Raw genomic sequence first — 21,894 nt, forward strand, 5'->3', positions numbered from 1 at the left:
TAGGAAATTTTAAAATGCAAAAAAATAATAAAAATGTTTTGATAATGATTCCTGCATATAATGAAGAAGAATCGATTGAAAAGGTTATCAATAATCTTATAAAAAATTATCCTCAATATGATTATGTTATCATCAATGATGGTTCAAAGGATAACACATCAAGTATCTCCCATGCAAATGGATATAATATTATTGATTTACCAGAGAACCTTGGACTCTCCGGTGCTCTTCAAACTGGCTTTAAATATGCCTTTAATCATGGTTATAAAAAAGCTATTCAATTTGATGCTGATGGACAACATTTGCCAGAGTATATTGAACAATTAAGCAAAGCTATTGATGAAGGAAATGATTGTGTTATTGGATCTCGTTTTGTTTCCGCTTCAAAACATAAAAGTTTACGAATGTTAGGAAATACATTAATTAGTTTTATTATTAGACTAACAACGGGAAAAAAGATTACTGATCCAACTTCTGGAATGAGAATGTTTAATCAATATTTGATTAAGACTTTTGCTACAAATATAAACTATACTCCTGAACCAGATACCATATCATATTTAATTAGACAAGGATTGAAAGTCAAAGAAGTTCAAGTCAAAATGCTAGATAGGCAAGCAGGTCAATCATACTTAACATTATCAAGGTCAATAAAATATATGTTTCATATGTTTGTATCAATTATTTTAATTCAAAACTTTAGAGAAAGAGGCATTAAATGATTATTGGATTACAAATATTATTAGCTTTAGTTGCCATAACAACGGCTTCACTTATTTTAATAAGCATTAGAAAATCCAACATTCAAATTGAAGATAGTTTTTTTTGGCTAGTTTTCTCTGTCGTGTTGTTAGCTCTATCAATTATTCCTAGTTTATTTGTCTGGATTTCTAATTTTGTTGGATTTGAATCCCCTTCAAACTTTATTTTTCTTCTTATTATTTTTTTACTAATCGTTAATCAGTATCGTTTGACTAAGAAATTATCATTACAATCAATAAAGTTAACGAAACTTATTCAGCATATTGCTTTGGCAGAGAAAGAGAACAAAGATGATGATTTCAAGTAGTAAGAATGTTGCTTCCAATAAAATGAAATTTATTTGGAATATGTTAGGAACGACTTCAACTGCAGCGGTCTCTATTTTATTGCTTATGATTGTTTCCAGATTTCTTACTAAGATTGAAGCGGATATTTTTAGCTTTGCTTATGCGGTTGGTAATCAATTGATAACTATTGCTTTATTTCAAGTAAGAAATCTACAATCAACAGATATTAACCAAAAATATAAGTTTAAAGATTATTTATATACGAGAATAATCACCTGTATTGCTATGCTTGCCATATCAGGAGGCTATATTTATTTTACTGATTATGATATATATAAAGATGTAATTATTTGGATTATTTGTTTATACCGTTGTCTAGATGCTCTCTCTGATGTATTTCAGGGATTTTTTCAGCAAAAAGAACGATTAGATTTTGCTGGAAAATCATTGTTTTATCGAAATAGTTTTGTTTTAATTACTTTTACGTTAACTTTGATTTTTTCAAAAAATCTTATTTTATCCCTGATTCTAATTTGTTTGGTTTCTATTTTTAGTCTCTTTTTATTTGATGTTAAACCTTTACATTATTTTAAAATAGATTCATCTTTAAAGAGTAACAAAAATATTAAAATTTTAAAATTATTGCAAGATAGTTTTCCATTATTTATTAATGGTTTTTTGCTAATTTTTATTTATAATCAATCAAAATTTTCTTTAGATAAATTATTGGAGTTAGGGAAACTTGAACCTGGTATTCAGACACAGTTTAATATTTTATTTATGCCAATTTTTGTTATTAATCTTATTTTTTTATTTTTGAGATCTTATATAACCACTATGGCAGTTCATTTTGTAAAAAAAGAAATTGCTCAATTTAATCGTATTGAAAAAACATTATTTAAGTACTTAACAGGTATTAGTATTATTGTTTTATTTCTTAGTTATTTGATAGGTATTCCAGTGTTATCAGCAGTATATCGAGTAGATTTATCACAATATAAAACGGTTTTTATCATGCTTATCTTTGGTGGAATATTAAGTACTTTTGCTACAATGATTGATAATTTTTTAACGGTTATGCGTTATCAAAAGTTTTTAATCATTCCATATTTTTTAGCTTTTATTGTTTCTTTTTTTACATCAGATTGGCTCGCAGGAAAATATGATGTTTGGGGGGTTACAATAAGTTTTAATATAGCTATGGCTGTATGGTTGATTTTATCATTAATTATTTATAAAATTTTAAAGCATAGGATGGAGACAGAAAATGTTGTTTAAGCGTTACATATTAAATTATAAAAATCTAATACAATCTAACATGAAAAGTTTAATAATTTTATTATTAGTTTTTATTATAACGATGATATTTTACTCTCAAAGCTCTGATCTTCCTAAAAAATTATTAGTTTTTCTATTTATTATCAGTAGCCATCTAATCATGTTTCTTCCTAAAAAAATAGAAGTTGCAACAGTTAGTATTATTTTAACATTGGGTATATTTTCAGCAACAATAACTCCAATAAACGATATACCAGATGAAACTGTACATTATGCTCGATCATTTTTTCTGTCAGAGGGAAATTTGAATCTAAGTAATGATTTAGAAAATTTACAAGTTTCTGAAGATGTCTCAGCCATTATTGACCATAATTATCAGTCGATTTTGAGAATAGAAGATGATATCGAACATAGTAATGAAAAAGTTGCTATCAAAGATATTAATTCTACAAATGGTTATTATAATTTTTCTTATATTCCTCAATCACTGGGGATAACAATTGGAAATATTTTAAACCTTGAAATTATAGAAACTTATATACTCGGACGTGTTTTTAATGTTCTTGCTTATGCAGGATTAGTATTTATTGCATTATCAATTCTTGTTGTTGGCAAGCAACTATTTGCAGTTGCTAGTTTAGTTCCAATGAACATTTATTTATCAGGATCATATAATCAAGACAGTGTATCGTTAGGACTTATTTTTTTAATCTCTGCTCTTTTTATAAAATTTTTAACTGACAAAAATAAAATATCAAATAAACAAATTGTCATCTATACATTGTTGTGTAGTATTGTTGCATTTACAAAACTGCCCTATATTCTACTAATTTTTTTACTATTATTTATTCCTTCTAACAGATTCAATGATAGTCGTAAAAAAATAATTATTTATAAATTTTTGGCTATCATTTTGGTACTTACAGTAACTCTCTTCTGGTTAAAAACTTATCGTCAGATAATATCTCCACAAATTGAAGTGGCTGATTTTTTACAAAAAGTTGACGTGAAAAACCAATTTATAAGTATTATGTCAAAACCTTTTACATATGGAACTTTATTGTTAAGGCACCTTTTAATTCATTTATTTAATCCTCAAGGAATAACTGTTTTTGGACCATTAACCTATGGAATGTCCGAACTATTTTCGTTAAATATGATTTTTTATGCATTAACAATTTTTAATAATGCTAATGAACTCAAAATATCAAAATGGTCAAAAACAGGTATTTTCTTTATAGTTATGGGAATTATTGGGAGCATTGTTTTGACTTTTTATCTCACCTATACTCCTGTAGGAGAAGTAAATGTCTTAGGAGTACAAGATAGATACTTTTTAGGTATTATCCCTTTAATGTTTATCCTTTTAGCTAGTAATAATAAATTATTTGAACGTTGTTATAAGATGCTTTCAGATAAATTTATTTTAAATAGTTCTATTTTCTTTATTGTAATCATGATTATACGTGTTTTATTAAATTATTATCTTTAGTACATAAGTTTAGAGAGGGTTTACATGTCAGTTAAGACAATAGCAATTTTTACGGCATTTATATATCCACATTTAGGTGGTGTAGAAAGATTCACTGTTAAAATAGCTGAAACATTAGTAAAAAAAGGATTCAAGGTTATTATTGTAACAACTAATAGTCATAATCTTTCTAGTCAGGAGGAAAATGGTGATATTAAAATTTACCGTTTTCCTTCTAAAAAACAGTTTAAATCAAGATATCCTATTTTTGAAAAAAATAATATCTATAAAGAATTATTAATGCAATTGTCAAACGAAAATATTGATTTTGTTATTTGTAATACAAGATTTTATTTAACAACGTTAATGGGATTAAAACTAGCAAAAAAAAGATCTATACCATCCATTGTTATTGAACACGGAGGAGGTTATGTCCAAGTTGGGACATCTATAAAAGGTCATTCAATTTTAGATTTTTTAGCAAAAATATATGAACATTGGATTACTTTTTTAGTGAAATCTTATCAACCAAAATTTGCTGCTGTATCTTTAAATGGAATTGAATGGTTAAAAAGATTTCATATAACAGCCAATGAAGTTCTGCACAATTCAGTTGATTCAACTCTACTGAAAGAATTTGAAAAATTAGAATATCTTCCAAATCCTTCTAATCAGATACTTATTCTTTTTGCTGGAAGAATTGTTGAAGAAAAAGGAATTGTTTTGCTGTTAGAAGCATTCTCTAATATCAAAAATTCTAAAAACGCAAAATTAGTAATAGCTGGAGAAGGCCCTTTATTAAATTATTTAAAACAATCTTATCAAGCTGAAAACATATTATATTTAGGAAAACTAGATTATGATTCTACAATGACATTAATGAAACAATCCGATATTTTTGTTGCTCCTTCCATATATGCTGAAGGAGGACCAACTGCAGTTATTGAAGCCGGCATGATGAAGTGTGCAGTTATTGCAACAAATAGAGGTGTTGTTCCAGAGGTTATTTCTGATGAAAAAACTGGTGTTATTGTTAATGATAATGTCGACTCTATAAAAATTGCTTTAGAAGAGTTAATTATCAATCATGAGAAACGAAAATTATTACAAGAAACAATTCATCAAAAAATTAAAACTGGTTTTACTTGGGATGCTACAGTAAAACATCTTATTGATGATATCATTTATAAATAATTTATATAGGAGTAAAACATGTCTACAATTTTAGTGACTGGTGGTGCAGGGTATATTGGCTCACACACTTGTATTGAATTACTTAACCAAGGATATGACATTATTGTTATTGATAATCTTTATAATGCTAATGCTAAAAGTCTAGAGATTGTACAAGAAATTACTGGAAAACAATTAACTTTTTATCAAAGTGATATTCGTAATGAGCAACATTTGCAACATATTTTTGAAAAACATGAGATTTCAGCAGTTATTCATTTTGCTGGTTTAAAGGCAGTTGGTGAGTCAAGTGAGATTCCACTCGAATATTATGATAATAATATAAATGGTACTTTGACTCTACTTCGAGTGATGAAAAAAAATAATTGTCAAAATATTATTTTCAGCTCATCAGCAACTGTCTATGGTAATCCTAAGACAGTTCCTATAAAAGAAGATTTTCCTCTCTCAGTTACCAATCCTTATGGTCGAACTAAACTAATGTTGGAAGATATTTTTAAAGATTTATATGCTTCTGATACGACATGGAATATTGTTTTATTACGCTATTTTAATCCTATCGGTGCGCATTCATCAGGTGATTTAGGTGAATATCCAGCAGGTATTCCAAATAATCTATTACCTTATGTTTCTCAAGTGGCAGTTGGGAAATTACAGTTTGTTGGAGTCTTTGGTGATGATTATGATACTACTGATGGTACTGGGGTTCGTGATTATATACATGTCGTTGACTTAGCAAAGGGACATGTTGCAGCTTTACAAAAATTAGAACCCAAATCAGGTTTAAATATTTATAATCTTGGAACAGGCAAAGGTTACTCAGTTTTAGAAATTATCAGAACCATGTCTAAGGTAGTTGGAAAAGACATTCCTTATCAAATATTGCCAAGACGTAAAGGAGATATTGCTACTTGCTATGCTGATAGTTCAAAGGCAAAAAAAGAATTGAACTGGCAAGCACAATACGATATCATTCGTATGTGCGAAGATAGTTGGAGATGGCAAAGTAAGCATCCGAATGGTTTTTCTGATTAATTAAGTAAGATAATTTTTTAAACCCATAAAAAACAGGCTTTTGCCTGTTTTTTTCTAATCGCCAAAGAAATGAAAATATGATATAATAAAATGATTGTATTGTATAGAATGAGGTTATTATGCGACACGTTTTTATCCTTGGTAGTAGAGGCCTCCCAGCTAGTTATGGCGGTTTTGAAACATTTGTTGAAGAATTAATTAAACATCAAGTGTCTCCTGATATTAAATATCATGTGGCTTGTCTTTCAGATGAGAAACAAGGAGAACATTTTGATTATTTAGGAGCTGATTGTTTCACAATAAAGCCACCTAAAATTGGTTCTGCGCGTGTTATCGCCTATGATATGATGGCCATTAACTACTCTTTGTCATTGATTCAAAAACAACAGATAAAAGAACCCATTTTTTATTTATTAGGCAATACCATTGGAGGTTTTATTCCTCCTTTTGCTAAAAAAATAAAAGCTATTGGAGGGAAGCTATTTGTCAACCCGGATGGGTTAGAATGGAAACGGTCTAAGTGGCCAAAACCAGTTCAAATGTATCTGAAATACTCAGAAAAAATGATGACAAAGTATGCTAATCTTATTATTACAGATAACCTTGGGATTGATAATTATATTGAAACATCTTACCCATGGTCTAAAACCTCATTTATCGCTTATGGCACTGATACAAGAATGTCAAATTTAAACGCAAATGATGCTAATGTGATTGGTTTTTATCAAAAATGGCATATCATAGAAAAACAATATTATCTTATTTTAGGACGTTTTATTCCAGAAAATAACTATGAAAGCATCATTAGAGAATTTATGACCAGTCAAACCAAAAGAGATTTAGTAATCATCAGTAATCATGAAGGCAATCCTTATTTTGAAAGTCTTCGTCAAAAAACTCATTTTGATCTAGATAAGCGGATTAAATTTGTTGGCACTGTCTATGATAAGGAATTGGTTTCATATATTCGTGAGAATGCCTTTGCTTACATTCATGGGCATTCTGTTGGTGGCACTAATCCAGGTCTCCTTGAATCACTAGCTCATACTAATCTTAGTTTAGTGTTGGATGTTTCTTTTAATCGACAAACGGCTAAAGACGTTGTTTATTACTGGAAAAATCAAGAAAATGATTTAAAAGAATTACTAAATGAAGTGGATAAAAAATCTGATTTCAAAGAACTTGGAATAGCAGCCAAAAATCACATCAAAGAAAACTATACTTGGGCAAAAATTGTCAAAGAATATGAGGAATTATTTTTAAGTGAACGTTAATATTTTAATGGCTACTTATAACGGTGAGAAATTTCTTGCTGAGCAAATTGAAAGTATCCAAAAACAAACCTTTAAAGATTGGACTCTTTTAATAAGAGATGATGGTTCAAGTGATACAACAAGAGATATCATCAATGATTTTATCAAAACTGATTCACGAATTCGTTTCATTCATCCAGATAAATTTGATAATATTGGGGTAATTAAAAGCTTTTATACTCTTGTTAAACATGAAGCCGCAGATTTTTATTTTTTTAGTGATCAAGATGATGTCTGGTTGGAAGATAAGTTAGAAAAGACCTTAGCCAAAGCTAAAACTTATCCAACAAACAAACCATTATTAGTTTATACCGATTTATCGGTAGTTAATCAAAATCTTGAAATGATGACTGAAAGCATGATAAAAAAACAATCACATCATGCAAACACAACGCTTCATCAAGAATTAACGGAAAACACTGTAACAGGTGGCACCATGTTGATTAATCATGAGTTGGCTGAAAAATGGACAGTTTCTGATGACATCTTGATGCATGATTGGTATCTAGCTTTAATAGCGAGTGCTACGGGGAATCTTATTTACTTAGACCAAGCAACTCAGTTGTATCGTCAACACGACAATAATGTTCTTGGAGCAAGAACATGGACAAAAAGAATGAAAAAGTGGTTAAAACCACACTTACTACTTAAAAAATATTGGTGGCTTGTCACAGAAAGTCAAAAGCAAGCCCATCATCTCTTGAATTTTAATTTGTCTAAAGAAAAAAGAGAGATGATTATCGCATATACTTCTTTACTTGAACAATCGTTTGTAAAAAGATATGCTATTTTAAAAAAGTTTGATTTTAAAAAGAATCGACTTTTTCATACCCTCGTTTTTAGAGGACTTATTCTTACAAAAATAGGCTATAGGAGAAAATAAAATGTTGTTATTTCGAAAAGAAAATTGGATTCTTTTGCAAGAAATGGTAAAAACGAATGAGACTATTTATTTTTTAAAATCTCATTTTAAAAAAGTAGAAAAAGGAGATAATAATGTATAACTTTTCGACAAACAATCTTATTATATTAAAAGAAATGATTAAGACAGATTTTAAACTGCGTTATCAAGGAAGTTTGATAGGTCACTTATGGTCTATTTTAAAACCAATGCTATTATTTACTATAATGTATTTGGTATTTGTTCGTTTTTTAAGATTTGATGACGGTACCCCGCATTATGCTGTAAGTTTACTCTTAGGAATGGTGACATGGAATTTCTTCACAGAAGCAACAAGTATGGGAATGTTATCAATTGTATCTAGAGGAGATTTACTTAGAAAAATAAATTTTCCTAAGGAAATAATTGTTATATCTTCAGTTTTAGGGGCGACAATAAATTATTTTATCAATCTTTTAGTTGTACTTGTTTTTGCTTTTATAAATGGTGTTGATATAGGTATTGGGATTTTTATTTTACTACCTCTCTTCTTTGAATTATTTTTGTTTGCTACAGGTATTGCTTTTATCTTATCAACTTTATTTATTAAATATAGAGATATGGGACCTATATGGGAAGTTATTCTCCAAGCTGGAATGTATAGCACCCCTATTATCTATTCAATTACTTACATTATTCAAAGAGGACATACTTTAGTTGCAAAAATAATGATGTTGAATCCTTTAGCTCAGATAATTCAAGAATTACGTCATTTTATTGTTTATTCTGGTGCTGAAATTAATTGGGATCTTTTCGAAAATAAAATTTTTACGGTTATTCCAATTGTTATATCTATTAGTTCATTCTTTATAGGTTATTATATATTTAAGAAAAATTCAAAGAAATTTGCGGAGATTCTCTAATGTTAAGAAAAAAAGTTGTTTTATCTGTTAATTCAATAAGTAAATCTTTTAAGTTACCAACAGAAGCAAGTCATAGCTTAAGAACTAGTTTGGTAAATTACTTTAAAGGAGTAAAAGGTTATACTGAACAACACGTTCTTGATGATATTTCATTTCAAGTAGAAGAAGGAGATTTTTTCGGAATTGTTGGAAGAAATGGTTCAGGAAAATCTACTTTACTTAAAATTATTTCTAAAATCTATACACCGGAAAGTGGTACAGTTGAAGTAAATGGGAAACTAGTTCCTTTTATTGAGCTAGGGGTTGGCTTTAATCCTGAATTAACTGGCAGAGAAAATGTTTTTATGAATGGAGCTTTACTAGGTTTTTCAAGAAGTGAAGTTGATTCAATGTATGAAGAAATTGTTTCTTTTGCTGAACTTAATGATTTTATGGATCAAAAGTTAAAAAATTATTCTAGTGGAATGCAAGTTCGATTAGCATTTTCAATTGCAATTAAAGCAAAAGGAGATATCTTAATACTCGATGAAGTATTAGCTGTTGGTGATGAAGCTTTTCAAAGAAAATGCTTTGATTATTTTGCTCAATTAAAACGAGAAAATAAAACGGTAATTTTAGTAACTCACTCAATGGAACAAGTTCAACGCTTTTGCAATAAAGCCATGTTAATTGATAAAGGACATAAAATGAAGGTAGGGAGTCCACTTGAAATTGCTCAAATTTATAAAGAACTTAATGGGATAGGTGTTGAAACTGAGTCAAATAATAATACAAAGAAAAATAATATCGCTTTGTCTTCTTATTTTAAAAATATAAATCAAGAAAATTTAGAGTTTAACTTTAATTTGGAAATAAAGCAAAATATTGACGATCCTGTGTTGACTTTTACAATTCATAAAGATAGTGGTGAACTACTTTATAGATGGGTTTCGGATGAAGAAGTTGATGATCCAATATCAATTGCTGATTCTAAAATTAATATTAAATTTTTAGTTCAAAATATTTTCCCAAATGGGAAATTTACAACTCAGTTTGGTGTCAAATCTCGAGATAGATCAAAAGAATATGCTATTTTTAATAATGTTTGTAATTTTGAGTTGATTAACAGAGGTAAATCAGGAAATAACATATATTGGAAGCCTAACGTATCATTTAGATTAAAAAAGTGAGGTTGAAATGTAGATATGTTTAAAGAAAAGAAATTTTTATTAACTCACATTTGGTTACGAGGTTTTAGTGGTGCTGAGATTAATATTTTAGAATTAGCTTTATATCTTCAATCTCAAGGAGCAGTTGTTGAAGTTTTTACTTACTTATCTCAATCACCGTTGAAGAATAAATTTGAGGAAAAGAATATTAAAATTATTGATGATATTAATCATAAATTTGAAATAACAAATTATGATATGGTTTTTGTATCACAAAATATTATTCCACCTCAAATAATTAGAGAACTTGGGCAAAATCATGAAAAATATCCTAGATTTGTTTTTTTGCATATGGCAGCTTTACCTAGCCATGTTTTAGAACAACCATTTATTCATGATTTAGAACAAAAAATTTCATCTGCTAGTTTAGTAGTTTCAAAAGAAATAGTTAAAAAAAACTTATCTCGTTTTTTTAAACAAATTCCTAACTTACATTATTATCCCAACCCTGTTCCTAAATCTTATACTAATTTAGAACATAGAAAGAAAACTTCAATAAAATCCATATTGGTTATATCGAATCATCCTCCTAAAGAAATTCTGGAAATTGAAAAATTATTAATCGAAAGAAAAATAAAAATTGATTATTTTGGAGTTTGGTCTCAAAATTACCAACTAGTAAACCCAGAATTAATTAATAAATACGATTGTGTTATAGGAATAGGTAAAAATGTTCAATACTGTTTGGTAATGGGAAAACCAATATATGTATATGATCATTTTAAAGGTCCAGGATATTTAAATGAAGATAATTTTATTTTAGCAAAAGAAAATAATTTTTCGGGTAGAGGATTTGAAAAAAATATTAAAACTTCTGAGGAAATAGTCAAAGAGATATTAAGCAATTATGAAGAAGCTCAAATTTTTCATAATAAAATAAGAAATCAATCGATTAATAAGTATCTAATTTCTAACGTTTTTTCCAAAATTTATAAGAGTGTAAATAATTTTAATAAAAAAATAGAACCATTTGATTCAAATTATATTGAATATGTAAATGCCATTAATTTATTATTAAAAAATACAGTGGTACGTTTAGAGAATGATAGTGTTAATTTATGGCAGTCTATTCATAAATTAGAAAATGTTGAAAAAGAAAAAGAAAAAGAAATTGATTCTCTGAAGTTGCAAATTAATTTGCAAGCGGACGAATTGAAAAATATTAAGAAAGCATACTATTATAAAATAAATCAATTTTTCATAAAATTTTATAGCTTGTTTATCAATAATAAGTTAATTCGATTATTAAGGAGAAAAAAATGATATATAAACTTTTAAAAAGTTTTAAAGAATATGGTATATATGTGACTATTAGAAAAATTCTTCACAAATTAACTGGTAAGCCTTTAATGAAAAAAATACATAAGATAGACTTATCTAAATTACCAATTATGCCTAAATTTGAAGACATAGTTTCAGCAGATTATATTAATAATCGTTATAAAAAGCCATCTAAAATTGATAAAGAAATTTTAAATATAGCATGGGTTTCTCCCCCTATAGGAAAAGGAGGAGGGGGACATACGACTATTTCGAGATTTGTTAAATATCTACAATCTCATGGTCATCGTATAACTTTTTACATATACGATAATAATACAATTCATCAAACTTCAAAAGAAGCTTACAAAATTTTATTACAGTCTTATCACATTGATGTTTCTGTAGAAGAACTTGAAAATTTTAAAAATCAAGATGTTGTATTTGCTACAAGTTGGGAAACTGCTTACGCTGTATTTAATTTAAAAGATCAAAAGCTTCATAAATTTTATTTTGTTCAGGATTTTGAACCTATGTTTTATGGAGTAGGTTCTAGGTACAAATTGGCTGAAGCAACATATAAATTTGGTTTCTATGGTATTACAGCCGGTAAATGGTTAACAAAAAAACTAAAAAGCTATGGAATGGAATCTGATTATTTTGATTTTGGTGCTGATATAGAAATTTATCAGCCTACGGCTCCAATTAAGAAGAAGAAAAAGATTGCTTTTTATGCTAGAGCTCACACTGAGCGAAGAGGATTTGAACTTGGAATCATGGCTCTTCAAATATTTAAAGAGAGATATCCCGATTATGATATTGAATTTTTTGGTCAAGATATGAGTGATTATAACATACCTTTTGAATTTATTAATAGAGGAATTTTGGGTAAAGAAGAACTTGCAACAATTTATCAAGATAGTGTTGCTTGTTTATTACTATCATTAACAAATGTCTCTTTATTACCACTGGAATTATTGGCTTCTGGATGCGTTCCAGTTATGAACTCGGGAGAGAATAATACCACTGTTCTTGGAGAAATTGATGATATTGCTTATGCGGAAGCATATCCTATTTCTCTAGCTAATAAATTATGTGAGATAGTTGAGAAAACTAATATTAATGATTATGCAAGTGAGATCAGCAAGAAATATAATGATTTTTCTTGGGAAAAAAGTTATAAAAAAGTAGAACAAATAATTATTAGAGAGGTTATTAATGAAAAATAAACTCAAAGCGACTGTTTTCATTCCTGTATTCAATGGGGAAAATAATCATCTAAAGGAGACTTTAGTTGCATTATATAAACAAAAGACTGATTTTCCTTGGGATGTTATCATTACTGATTCAGAATCTCAAGACTCTTCTTTATCAATAATCAAAGAGTTTTTGTCTAAATATGATAATTTAAGATTAATTAAAATTAAAAAATCAGAATTTTCTCATGGTAGAACTAGGCAAATGGTAGCTGAAATATCAGAGGCGCAGTATATTGTTTATTTAACCCAAGATGCCATACCTATAAATAGTAACTGGTTATCAGAAATGATTTCACCATTTAGTCTAAATGAAAAGATTGTGGCAGTATTAGGAAAACAGAAACCTAGAGATAATTGTTTTCCTGCCATGAAATATGATATTAATTTAGTTTTTGAAGAACAAGGTGTTCCTGATGCTATTACACTTTGGACTCGAGATAATAAAGAATTTTTTGGTAAGTATACAAAAGAGTCTTTTTACAGTGATGTTTGTTCAGCAGCCCCCAGAGATTTTCTACTTAATAATATAGGATATAGGACTGTTGATTATTCTGAAGATTATGAATATGGTAAAGATATTTTAGATGCTGGTTATATTAAGGCATACAATAGTAGAGCAGTTGTTGAGCATTCTAATGATGTTAAGTTATCTGATTATAAAAAACGTATTTTTGACGAAAATTATAATATTCGTCTAAATAGTGGTAATACTACAAAAATTTCATTTCTGAATGTTATAATTAACACCATTAAATTTTCATTTAAAGATAGTATAAAAATTTTAAAAGATACAGATTATACTCTTAGAAAAAAAATTTATTGGTCATTTATAAATCCTTTATTTCATTTCGAAAAATGGAGAGGAATTAGGTTGGCAAATAGTATCGATTTAAATTCAAATATTTCAAAATATTCTTTGGAAAAAAGAGAGAAATGATATTAAAATTTGAATAATAAAAAAATTTATCTAATTTTAAATTAGTTGGTTTTTAGATTTTGTTTCTATAATTAATACAACTATCAATAATCAAAGATACAAGACCAAAAGTTAAGAGAATAAAAACACGAGCTCATTGAACTGCACCCCAAAAGTTAGGCTCTTTGTCAACTGTAGTGGGTGACTAGTCATCAAGTTCGGGAGAGAATCACATTGATTCTCTCCCTTTTAATGTTCAAAGCGATGAGAATTTTTGTTTTAAAGTTGTTAAAGTTTCTAAACCCAAAGGCTTGTCTCTTGATATCCTTGATTAACTTATTTGTCGCTTCTAGTTTGGCGTTCGAATAAGGAAGTTCAAGTGCATTTGCGATAGATGCCTTATATTTTTTAAACGTTCTAAAGACCGTTTTGAAGGCATGATTGACTAAGTGGTAGTTATCTTCTATCAATGCCATAAACTGATGAGTATTCTTCTGTTGGAAATGAAAGAGTAAGAGTTGATAGAGATTGTAGTAATAGCGAAGTTCATCAGAGAACTGCAATGTTTTTCTCACGATTTCTTTAGGGGTTAAGGTTTGTCTAAAGGTTCTTGAGTAAAACAGTTTAAGAGACAGTTTTCTGCTGTCTTTATGAAGGATACGCCAATGATTTTTCATGGCACGATAAGGTAGAGACTTCTTGTCAAATCTCTTCATGATGGCAATTCTCGTTGACATCATAGCACGGTTGAGGTGTTGGATGATATGAAAGCGATCCAAGACAATTCTAGCCTTTGGAAAGAGTTGTTTGATAAGTGGAATATAACTTCCCGACATATCCACAGTCACTACCTTGACTAATTCCCGGACCTTTCTAGGGTATTTGTAGAAATAGTTCTTGATAGTTGTTTGTCTATTGTTTTCAAGAATAGTGACAATTTTCTTAGTGTTATAGTCCTGCGCAATAAAAGCTAGTTTGCCTTTGTTTCGGGAAAATTCGTCCCAAGATAAGACTTGAGGCAGATGGTGATATCTTTCTTTGAAAGTAAACTGAGATAGTTTTCTTTGTACAGTAGAGACAGAGATGTGAAGTTGATTAGCGATATCAGAATTGGTTAGTTTTTGGGTATGAGCATGAGTTATTTTTTTCCAGACCGGTTCAGAGATTTGACAGTTTTTCTTAACGAGAGATGTTTTAGCCACTGCTACTCTATGACAATCTTTACATTGAAAACGTCTCTTTTTTAATTTAAGAAGAGTAGGCATTCCTTGGACATCAAGGATTGGGATAGTGGAAGTTCTTTGGAAATCATACTTGATAGTCTTTCCATGACAATGAGGACATAAAGGAGGCTTATGATCGAGTTTAGCTTTTATTTCAATATGAGCTTGGTGTTTGAGAACAAGTAAAATAATGATATTTGGGTCTTTTATTCCTAATAAATTTGTGGTATTCTTAAGATGTTCCATATGATTCTTTCTAATGAGTGGTTTTGTCGCTTTTCATTATAAGTCATATGGGACTTTTTGTCTGCATTGAAAAAGCCCTATAACTTCTGTGGCGGAGTTACCCACTACAGATATTATAGAGCCACTTTTTGTCTGCATTGAAAAAGCCCTATAACTTCTGTGGCGGAGTTACCCACTACAGATATTATAGAGCCAAAAGTTAGACACAAAATCTAACAATTGGGGTGTTTTTTTGAGTAGAATTGAGACAATTTTCGAAGTAAATTATTTGGAAGTTTGAGATATTTTTTATTCTTCAGGATTACTTTTTTAGGTTGAATAAATTCTTGTAGTCTATTAAAGTATTTCATAAGTATGTTGTTAAACAGAATTTTTTTATTATATATTTGTTATGAGAATATTATTTTTTATTGGAAGTTAAGTTAATTATAGAAAAGTGTTTTTGCAGTAGCATAGCAAAAGTAAAACTAAAAAATTTTTAAATAGCAGCATATAATTGTTTGATCTTTCACAAACATAATGCTATACTTTCTGTGAAAAGGAGGAATAAAGCAATATGATTATGAAAAAGAAAAAAATATTGTTTATTTTATGTTTATCTATAGGTTTAATTGCTACATCCACTGAAGTGTTTGCTGACACGGAAAATGGAATAACTCAAAATCAAATATCAGAGTTTGATAATTTGACGAATAGTCAAGATAAAAATTTCGTTGAAATTATTAAAAATGATGAATCAAACGAAGATGATAATGTATTATCTGATCATCATGATTTGGAAGTTCCAAATAATTCTAATAATGTAGAAAACAATGATTTCAAGAATTTAGATAAAAATACTATTCAAGAGGATAATTTATTAAATGAAGAAGATGTTGATTTAGAAAATAATGAATTTTCAGAAGAAATTACTTCAGAAAAATTAATAGAAACTCCTCATCTAAAGAATTCATTTAGAAACTCTTCTGAGAATGCAAATAATTTATCTGTTACAGAAATTTCAGAAGGTTCAACAGCACTTCGTATTCAATACAATCGAGAAATATCCAAAAACTCCACTATAATGTTTGCAGTTTGGTCTGACAAAAATGGTCAAGATGATTTAAAATGGTATAAAGCTGATAATGGAGGAGTTGCATACGTAAGCTATAGTAATCATAAAGCCTATGATCTTTATCATATTCATACATATGCTAATGAAAATGGGAAAATGCGAGGACTTAATGCAACAACTTTCAGTATAGAAGAGCCTAACATTAATTATCAAATAGATAAAATTTCTAAAAATGAATATAAAATTGTAATCAGTGATATTCCAAAAACAATAACAGAAATTAAAGTACCAACTTGGTCTGATAAAGGTGGTCAAGATGATATAAAATGGTATGTGGCTAAAAAAATATCGCCTACAAAATATGAAACTATTGTAAATGTGAATAATCATAAGAATGATTTTGGGCAATATCATATCCATCTATATGGTTATAGTCAAATTACACAGTCTCTAATTCCTTTAATTGGAACAACAGGATTTAATCATGAAAAAGAACCCGAAACTTATGCAAAAATAAATATTGAAGATTATAGTGAGAATAAAACCACATTCAATGTTACAATAGATAAATCAAATGCTAATCAGGTAATAAATGGTATTAGAATAGCAGTTTGGTCAGAGACCAATGGTCAAGATGATTTGAAGTGGTACACATATAATAATACTTCAAATAATAAAGATAAGTTCAAAATTGATGTTACTAATCATAGTAATAAAAGCGACTTTTTTATAGTTCACGTATATACTGATTATGCAAATGGTAAAACTATCGGAACAGATTTAGGAAAATATTATTTTAAAATAGAGGCTAAAAATGAATTGCAAACAGATTTAACTCAAAGTGGTATTTCTTTGAGATTTAAATCTAATATTATTCATGATTTAAATAACATCTACTTTGCTGTATGGTCTGATGAAAAAGGTCAAGATGATATAAAATGGTATAATGCTAACAATATGGGAATTGCACTTGCTAAATATACTAATCATCGCAACTATGGTATATATAATATACATACATATTTAAAAAAATCAGGGAAAATGGAAGGGATTATGGCAAGTCAAATAAATATTCCTATTCCAACTGTTAATCATAATATTTCAAAAATTAGTGATACAGATTTTGAAATTATTGTAACAAATGTTCCCAAATACATTAATTCAATTGTCATTCCTGTATGGTCTGATAAAGATGGTCAAGATGATTTGAAATGGTATAGGACACAAAAAATTTCTAATGGAACTTATAAAGTTAATGTTAAACTGAAAAATCATAAATACGTACTAGGGAAATATCAAGCACACATATATGCTGATGGACCTTTATCTGATGGAATTATTGGATTAACAAGTACAAACGGTTTTCAAGTAAACAGTATTTCAAATTACAAAGATCCTAAGATAGAAATTGTTAATTATACTCCTAATAGTCATAGTTTTAGCGTCAGAGTAACTGAAAACGATGATTCCAAATTCATTAAATTGGTTAGAGTAGCAGTTTGGTCTAAGGGTAATCAAAGTAATATAAAATGGTATGAAACAAGTGTTAAACGAGGAAATGCTTTAAGTATTAATGGTGATGTCACACAACATGGTAATATTACTGGTAAATATCATGTCCACGTTTATGTAACGTATATGGATAATGATGTTAAGTTTTCTCAATTACCTCAGATTAATTTAATTAAAAAAGCAACACCAAAAGTGACCCCCTCAAATAATACTTATCCAGTTGGACAATGTACATGGGGCGTTAAAGAATTAGCTCCTTGGGTAGGTAATTATTGGGGCTATGCAAGGCAATGGGTTGAAAGCGCAAAAGCTGCAGGATTTTCAATTGGTACAGAACCAGTTATTGGAGCAGTTGCTGTTTTTCCTAACGATGGTGGTGGGGATGGGCACGTTGCTTATGTAATAGCTGTTGAAAACTCAAAGAAAATTCAAGTAAAAGAAGCTAACTATGCTGGCAACCAATTAATTGCTAACTATCGAGGCTGGTTTAATCCAACAACACAAGCTGTTTATTACATATACCCATATTAATAACGAGCATATGAAATCAAATGTTTTTTGTCAAATGGGTAGTAGTTAACTAGTCATTAACATCCAGAGAGAATCAATTTAAAATACTCCCCTTATAGTGGACAGTGAAAAAAGCAAAGATTCACTAGAAATGATAAGGGGAGTTTTTGTATGTTCAAAAAATGGAGAATATCTTCAGAAAATAAAGTGGTAGTTGTACAGTTATATCTTATGTCTAAATAATCTGTCTATCAATCAATTATCGAGAAAACAATATCAACACTTCAACAATTAAAAGATGAATATGGGGATACTAAATAAAGAGAAAAGTTGAACTTGAAGAAACAAGAATGGGTGTACAATGATAAAGAGATAAAAGAGACTTCTGTATAGGCTTGTTAGAAAATGGAAGTGTTAATGCAAAAACATAGAAACTTATGCTTAATCATAACTAGGTTCTTTTGATAAGATAAGGTTATATTATTTATAAGAGTTTCCTTTAAGACAAATGTTGTGTTTTACCTAAATTTAATATAAATGGTATTTCTTATCTAATTCATTTTAAAATTGGTTATATCCCTAAAATCTGTTTCTGAAATTAACTATTTTACATTGTGTAGAAAGGATGTTAGAATATAAATCATAGCTTAAAGACTACGATTTTTTAATTTCTAAAAATCCTTTGGTTTTACCTCCTTTTGTAGACATCAATGTACTAAATAAAAAAGATAATTTGCGATTTAGTCCGGGTTCTATTATTGACTTTACTTATTATGGTGGAATAAAAGGAGCAATAAAATATTTTGTAAGTGCAAACATTCAAATTTTAAAATATATTGTAAAAAAAATATTGAGTAAATTCAAAGGTAACCCATGAAAATTTTAGAATTTGAAATATTTAAGAATTTAAGGTGGATTTATTAATGAAAATATTAACTTCTTATAATATTAATAATATAAAAAAAATATTTTTGAATAATATTATTAGTATTATAGTTCAAGTCCTATTTTTTGGAATCATTTTTCTAAAATTTTTGTTTATTAATTCTTCTCAATTTTCCTTTAATTTTACTTCAAAAATCATTATATTTTATAGTTTATTATTAATTTTAATTGGTTTTTTTGTTCACAAAGTCTTTAATTTAAAATTGTTGATATCAACCATTGTATCGTATTATTTATTTTTAATAAGCTCTTATTTTTTCAAAATGACCTTATTACTTAATGATGAGAATTTTGAGTGGGATAAGTATAATGATTTTTATGAAACAAATTTCTTAGAGTCGTTATTTTTAATTGGATTAAGTATTTTGTTTTGTAAATTAATTTCAAAAATATATGAACAACTACAGAAAAAAGGTTTTTTCAATACAGTACATGATAGATATGAATTACTAAAGACAAATTTAAACTCTTCAAACATTAGATTTATATTCATTGGTCAAACACTAACGGCATTAATAATAACTGGTTCACAGTTTTTAGATCGTTTTTATTCTAATAATCTTTTGCCAATTGAATCTAGTTCTTCAATTTTTAGTAATAATTTAATCATTTATTTTTTAATTTCATACATCTCTTACTCAGTATTAAGTATTATTTTGGTAATTGGTTTTTATAATTTAAAAAATAATAAATCAACCTTTTTTCTTTCTTTAACAACAAGTATTATTCTTGCTACTGTTTTTAATTATTATATTCAATCTGGTATAACAGTTACTGGAATGTGGTATGACTATTATATTGTTTCTGGAGCAACTATTTTTCAAATTTTTGTTTTAGCAGCTCTTTTCATGTTGTTCTATTCAATAGTTAATAGATTTTTACCTGCTACTTTAATTTCAATTATTTTCGGTTTCATTATTTCATTTGCAAATGCTAAAAAATTTGAATTAAGAAATGAGCCATTACTATTGTCAGATTTGTCTTGGATTAGAGAATTTACTTTCTTTTTTGATTTTATTGATTGGAATATAGTTATAACTTTTATTATTGTTCTGCTAATTGTTATATTGTTGTTAATTGTTTATAGAAATAAAATTCTTTCTGGGCCAATTTTTCAATCTAAACTAACAAGGTTAATGTTAATTTCAAGCGTTTTAGCTTCTTTTATAAGTATTAAAATAATATTTGAAAATTCCGAGAATGGATTAATTAATCCAAATATTCCTGTCCTTTCTTCTGTCTATAATGTTTATGATATTGATTGGCAAGGTTTGAATGCAAATTCTCGATTTCAGTCTCTTAGCTTTGTATGGTTTAAACAACTAACAACGAAAAGTATGGAAAAGCCAGATAATTATAGTAAAAAAACAATTGATTCTCTTTATGAAAAATATCAAAAAGTAGCAACTACTATTAATGAATCTCGTACAGACAATATTAATGATCAAACAATAATCTATATTTTAAGTGAAAGTTTAGCAGATCCAAAACGTCTTGAACAAGTAAATGTTTCTCAAGAGTTGCTTCCCAATATTAAGTCAATTCAAAGTAAGACTACGAGTGGACTAATGCATGCAGATGGTTATGGTGGTGGAACTGCAAATATGGAATTTCAATCACTATCTGGCTTACCAAAATACAATCTTAATGGCACCATATCAATTTTATATACTGATGTTGTCCCTAAGATGAGCTATGTTCCTTTGATAAGTAATTTTTTTGATGAAAATAACAGAATTGTAATCCATTTAGCAAATGCTAATAATTATTCTCGAAAAGCTATTTACCAAAAATTTAAATATGATAAATTTATTGCGACTGAAGGCACTAAAGATGAACCAAGTTTTATCGAAAATAGAAGTTCTAGTTATAGTGATAAATCCAGTTACCAAAACATTTTATCCGAATTAGATGAGTCAAAGAGTCAATTTTTTTCAGTTATGACTATGCAGAATCATTCACCTTGGTTTTCTGAAACCCCAGAAGATATTCAAGCTGAAGGTGATGATTTTAATGATAAGGAAAATAATGATCTACTTAGTTATGCTAGACTATTAACTTATACTGATAAGGATACATTAGAATTTTTGGAAAAACTTAGAACTTTTAATAAGAAAATAACAGTTGTTTTTTATGGTGATCATTTACCAGGATTATATCCCCAAAGAATATTTGAAAATCAACCTGAAAATCAATATTTAACTGATTATTTTATTTGGAGTAATTATGATGTCGAGAGAAAGCTTGATTATCCTCTGGTTAATTCTAGTGATTTTGGAGCAGAACTATTAGCACACACCAATTCAAAAGTTAGTCCCTATTATGCTTTGTTAACTGAAGTTTTAAATAATGCTAGTATTGATAAAAAAGATTTAAGCGAAGAACAAAAAATTATAGCAGATGATTTAAAATTGATACAGTATGATTTAATGGAAGGTAACAATTATATCCTTGAACATCCAGATTTTTTTGAAATGACAAAGTAAGATTTAATTCTATTTATAGAATTAAATCTTTTTTACTATGTTTAAGTGAAATAAATTTAAAATGTTCACTTTATTATTTGAAAGATTAGAGACTATTTTCGAATAAATAGTATGTAATCTATTTTGGAAAAA

Annotated in this window: 16 protein-coding genes; 15 read left to right on the forward strand and 1 reads right to left on the reverse strand. The window is 28.2% G+C overall.

The features are described 5' to 3' along the window. Nucleotides 1-14: 14 nt before the first annotated feature. The 13 genes from N7659_RS04235 to N7659_RS04295 all read left to right on the forward strand — a co-directional run bounded on the left by N7659_RS04235 (nt 15) and on the right by N7659_RS04295 (nt 13,807). Nucleotides 15-722: a glycosyltransferase family 2 protein gene (locus N7659_RS04235; protein WP_263275985.1), complete on the forward strand. Its 708-nt coding sequence runs from the start codon at nt 15-17 to the stop codon at nt 720-722. After that, the gene (locus N7659_RS04240) at nt 719-1,069 is read left to right on the forward strand and encodes a DUF2304 domain-containing protein (protein WP_263275986.1); all 351 of its coding nucleotides are present in this window, start codon (nt 719-721) and stop codon (nt 1,067-1,069) included. The genes N7659_RS04235 and N7659_RS04240 overlap by 4 nt, the downstream gene beginning before the upstream one ends. Next, nucleotides 1,053-2,327 carry a lipopolysaccharide biosynthesis protein gene (locus tag N7659_RS04245; protein WP_263275987.1) on the forward strand — a complete coding sequence of 425 codons (1,275 nt, stop codon included), beginning with the start codon at nt 1,053-1,055 and terminating at the stop codon, nt 2,325-2,327. Before N7659_RS04240 ends, N7659_RS04245 begins: the two co-directional genes overlap by 17 nt. 40 nt (nt 2,328-2,367) lie before the next feature. Beyond that, complete coding sequence (locus tag N7659_RS04250; RefSeq protein WP_263275988.1) at nt 2,368-3,819, forward strand: DUF2142 domain-containing protein; 1,452 nt, start codon at nt 2,368-2,370, stop codon at nt 3,817-3,819. 24 nt (nt 3,820-3,843) lie between these two features. Beyond that, nucleotides 3,844-4,992 (forward strand): glycosyltransferase family 4 protein, encoded by a 1,149-nt coding sequence (locus N7659_RS04255; RefSeq protein ID WP_263275989.1) that lies wholly within the window; start codon nt 3,844-3,846, stop codon nt 4,990-4,992. Between the two features lie 18 nt (nt 4,993-5,010). Next, nucleotides 5,011-6,027: a UDP-glucose 4-epimerase GalE gene (gene galE, locus N7659_RS04260; RefSeq protein ID WP_263275990.1), complete on the forward strand. Its 1,017-nt coding sequence runs from the start codon at nt 5,011-5,013 to the stop codon at nt 6,025-6,027. A 119-nt stretch (nt 6,028-6,146) separates the two neighbouring features. Next, a complete protein-coding gene (gene cps2T, locus N7659_RS04265) occupies nt 6,147-7,301 on the forward strand; it encodes a beta 1-4 rhamnosyltransferase Cps2T (RefSeq protein WP_263275991.1) in 1,155 nt (384 codons plus the stop codon). Beyond that, the gene (locus tag N7659_RS04270; RefSeq protein ID WP_263275992.1) at nt 7,291-8,223 is read left to right on the forward strand and encodes a glycosyltransferase family 2 protein; all 933 of its coding nucleotides are present in this window, start codon (nt 7,291-7,293) and stop codon (nt 8,221-8,223) included. Before cps2T ends, N7659_RS04270 begins: the two co-directional genes overlap by 11 nt. A 113-nt stretch (nt 8,224-8,336) precedes the next feature. Then, nucleotides 8,337-9,143, forward strand: coding sequence for an ABC transporter permease (locus tag N7659_RS04275; RefSeq protein WP_018369515.1), 807 nt, complete (start codon nt 8,337-8,339; stop codon nt 9,141-9,143). Continuing rightward, entirely contained in the window at nt 9,143-10,312 is a 1,170-nt protein-coding gene (locus N7659_RS04280) for a polysaccharide ABC transporter ATP-binding protein (RefSeq protein ID WP_263275993.1), read from the forward strand. The genes N7659_RS04275 and N7659_RS04280 overlap by 1 nt, the downstream gene beginning before the upstream one ends. 15 nt (nt 10,313-10,327) lie before the next feature. Next, nucleotides 10,328-11,614, forward strand: coding sequence for a glycosyltransferase (locus N7659_RS04285; RefSeq protein ID WP_263275994.1), 1,287 nt, complete (start codon nt 10,328-10,330; stop codon nt 11,612-11,614). Beyond that, on the forward strand, nt 11,611-12,840 hold the full coding sequence (locus N7659_RS04290) for a glycosyltransferase family 1 protein (protein WP_263275995.1): 1,230 nt from the start codon (nt 11,611-11,613) through the stop codon (nt 12,838-12,840). Before N7659_RS04285 ends, N7659_RS04290 begins: the two co-directional genes overlap by 4 nt. Beyond that, nucleotides 12,830-13,807, forward strand: coding sequence for a glycosyltransferase family A protein (locus N7659_RS04295; RefSeq protein ID WP_263275996.1), 978 nt, complete (start codon nt 12,830-12,832; stop codon nt 13,805-13,807). Before N7659_RS04290 ends, N7659_RS04295 begins: the two co-directional genes overlap by 11 nt. Before the next feature lie 111 nt (nt 13,808-13,918). On the opposite strand, the gene N7659_RS04300 is transcribed toward N7659_RS04295, so the two are convergent. Next, nucleotides 13,919-15,255 (reverse strand): ISL3 family transposase gene (locus tag N7659_RS04300; RefSeq protein WP_411575297.1). Its coding sequence is split into 2 segments (ribosomal slippage): nt 13,919-14,001 and nt 14,001-15,255, totalling 1,338 coding nucleotides; the frame shifts between segments, so codons are not numbered across the junction. Between the two features lie 562 nt (nt 15,256-15,817). Here N7659_RS04300 and N7659_RS04305 point away from each other — a divergent pair. Both N7659_RS04305 and N7659_RS04310 read left to right on the forward strand, forming a co-directional pair. Beyond that, nucleotides 15,818-18,352 (forward strand): GBS Bsp-like repeat-containing protein, encoded by a 2,535-nt coding sequence (locus N7659_RS04305; RefSeq protein WP_263275998.1) that lies wholly within the window; start codon nt 15,818-15,820, stop codon nt 18,350-18,352. 902 nt (nt 18,353-19,254) lie between these two features. After that, nucleotides 19,255-21,762, forward strand: coding sequence for a sulfatase-like hydrolase/transferase (locus tag N7659_RS04310; protein WP_263275999.1), 2,508 nt, complete (start codon nt 19,255-19,257; stop codon nt 21,760-21,762). Nucleotides 21,763-21,894 lie beyond the last annotated feature (132 nt).

Origin of the sequence: Streptococcus sp. CSL10205-OR2 (assembly GCF_025660655.1) — a bacterium.
GTDB lineage: Bacteria > Bacillota > Bacilli > Lactobacillales > Streptococcaceae > Streptococcus.

Bases quoted from the DNA above. Each gene is read 5' to 3' on its own strand.
- galE (WP_263275990.1), top strand. From the start codon at position 5,011: ATGTCTACAATTTTAGTGACTGGTGGTGCAGGGTATATTGGCTCACAC.
- N7659_RS04255 (WP_263275989.1), top strand. From the start codon at position 3,844: ATGTCAGTTAAGACAATAGCAATTTTTACGGCATTTATATATCCACAT.
- N7659_RS04280 (WP_263275993.1), top strand. From the start codon at position 9,143: ATGTTAAGAAAAAAAGTTGTTTTATCTGTTAATTCAATAAGTAAATCT.
- N7659_RS04250 (WP_263275988.1), top strand. From the start codon at position 2,368: ATGAAAAGTTTAATAATTTTATTATTAGTTTTTATTATAACGATGATA.
- N7659_RS04275 (WP_018369515.1), top strand. From the start codon at position 8,337: ATGTATAACTTTTCGACAAACAATCTTATTATATTAAAAGAAATGATT.
- N7659_RS04310 (WP_263275999.1), top strand. From the start codon at position 19,255: ATGAAAATATTAACTTCTTATAATATTAATAATATAAAAAAAATATTT.
- N7659_RS04235 (WP_263275985.1), top strand. From the start codon at position 15: ATGCAAAAAAATAATAAAAATGTTTTGATAATGATTCCTGCATATAAT.
- N7659_RS04305 (WP_263275998.1), top strand. From the start codon at position 15,818: ATGAAAAAGAAAAAAATATTGTTTATTTTATGTTTATCTATAGGTTTA.
- N7659_RS04290 (WP_263275995.1), top strand. From the start codon at position 11,611: ATGATATATAAACTTTTAAAAAGTTTTAAAGAATATGGTATATATGTG.
- N7659_RS04295 (WP_263275996.1), top strand. From the start codon at position 12,830: ATGAAAAATAAACTCAAAGCGACTGTTTTCATTCCTGTATTCAATGGG.
- N7659_RS04285 (WP_263275994.1), top strand. From the start codon at position 10,328: ATGTTTAAAGAAAAGAAATTTTTATTAACTCACATTTGGTTACGAGGT.
- N7659_RS04240 (WP_263275986.1), top strand. From the start codon at position 719: ATGATTATTGGATTACAAATATTATTAGCTTTAGTTGCCATAACAACG.
- cps2T (WP_263275991.1), top strand. From the start codon at position 6,147: ATGCGACACGTTTTTATCCTTGGTAGTAGAGGCCTCCCAGCTAGTTAT.
- N7659_RS04245 (WP_263275987.1), top strand. From the start codon at position 1,053: ATGATGATTTCAAGTAGTAAGAATGTTGCTTCCAATAAAATGAAATTT.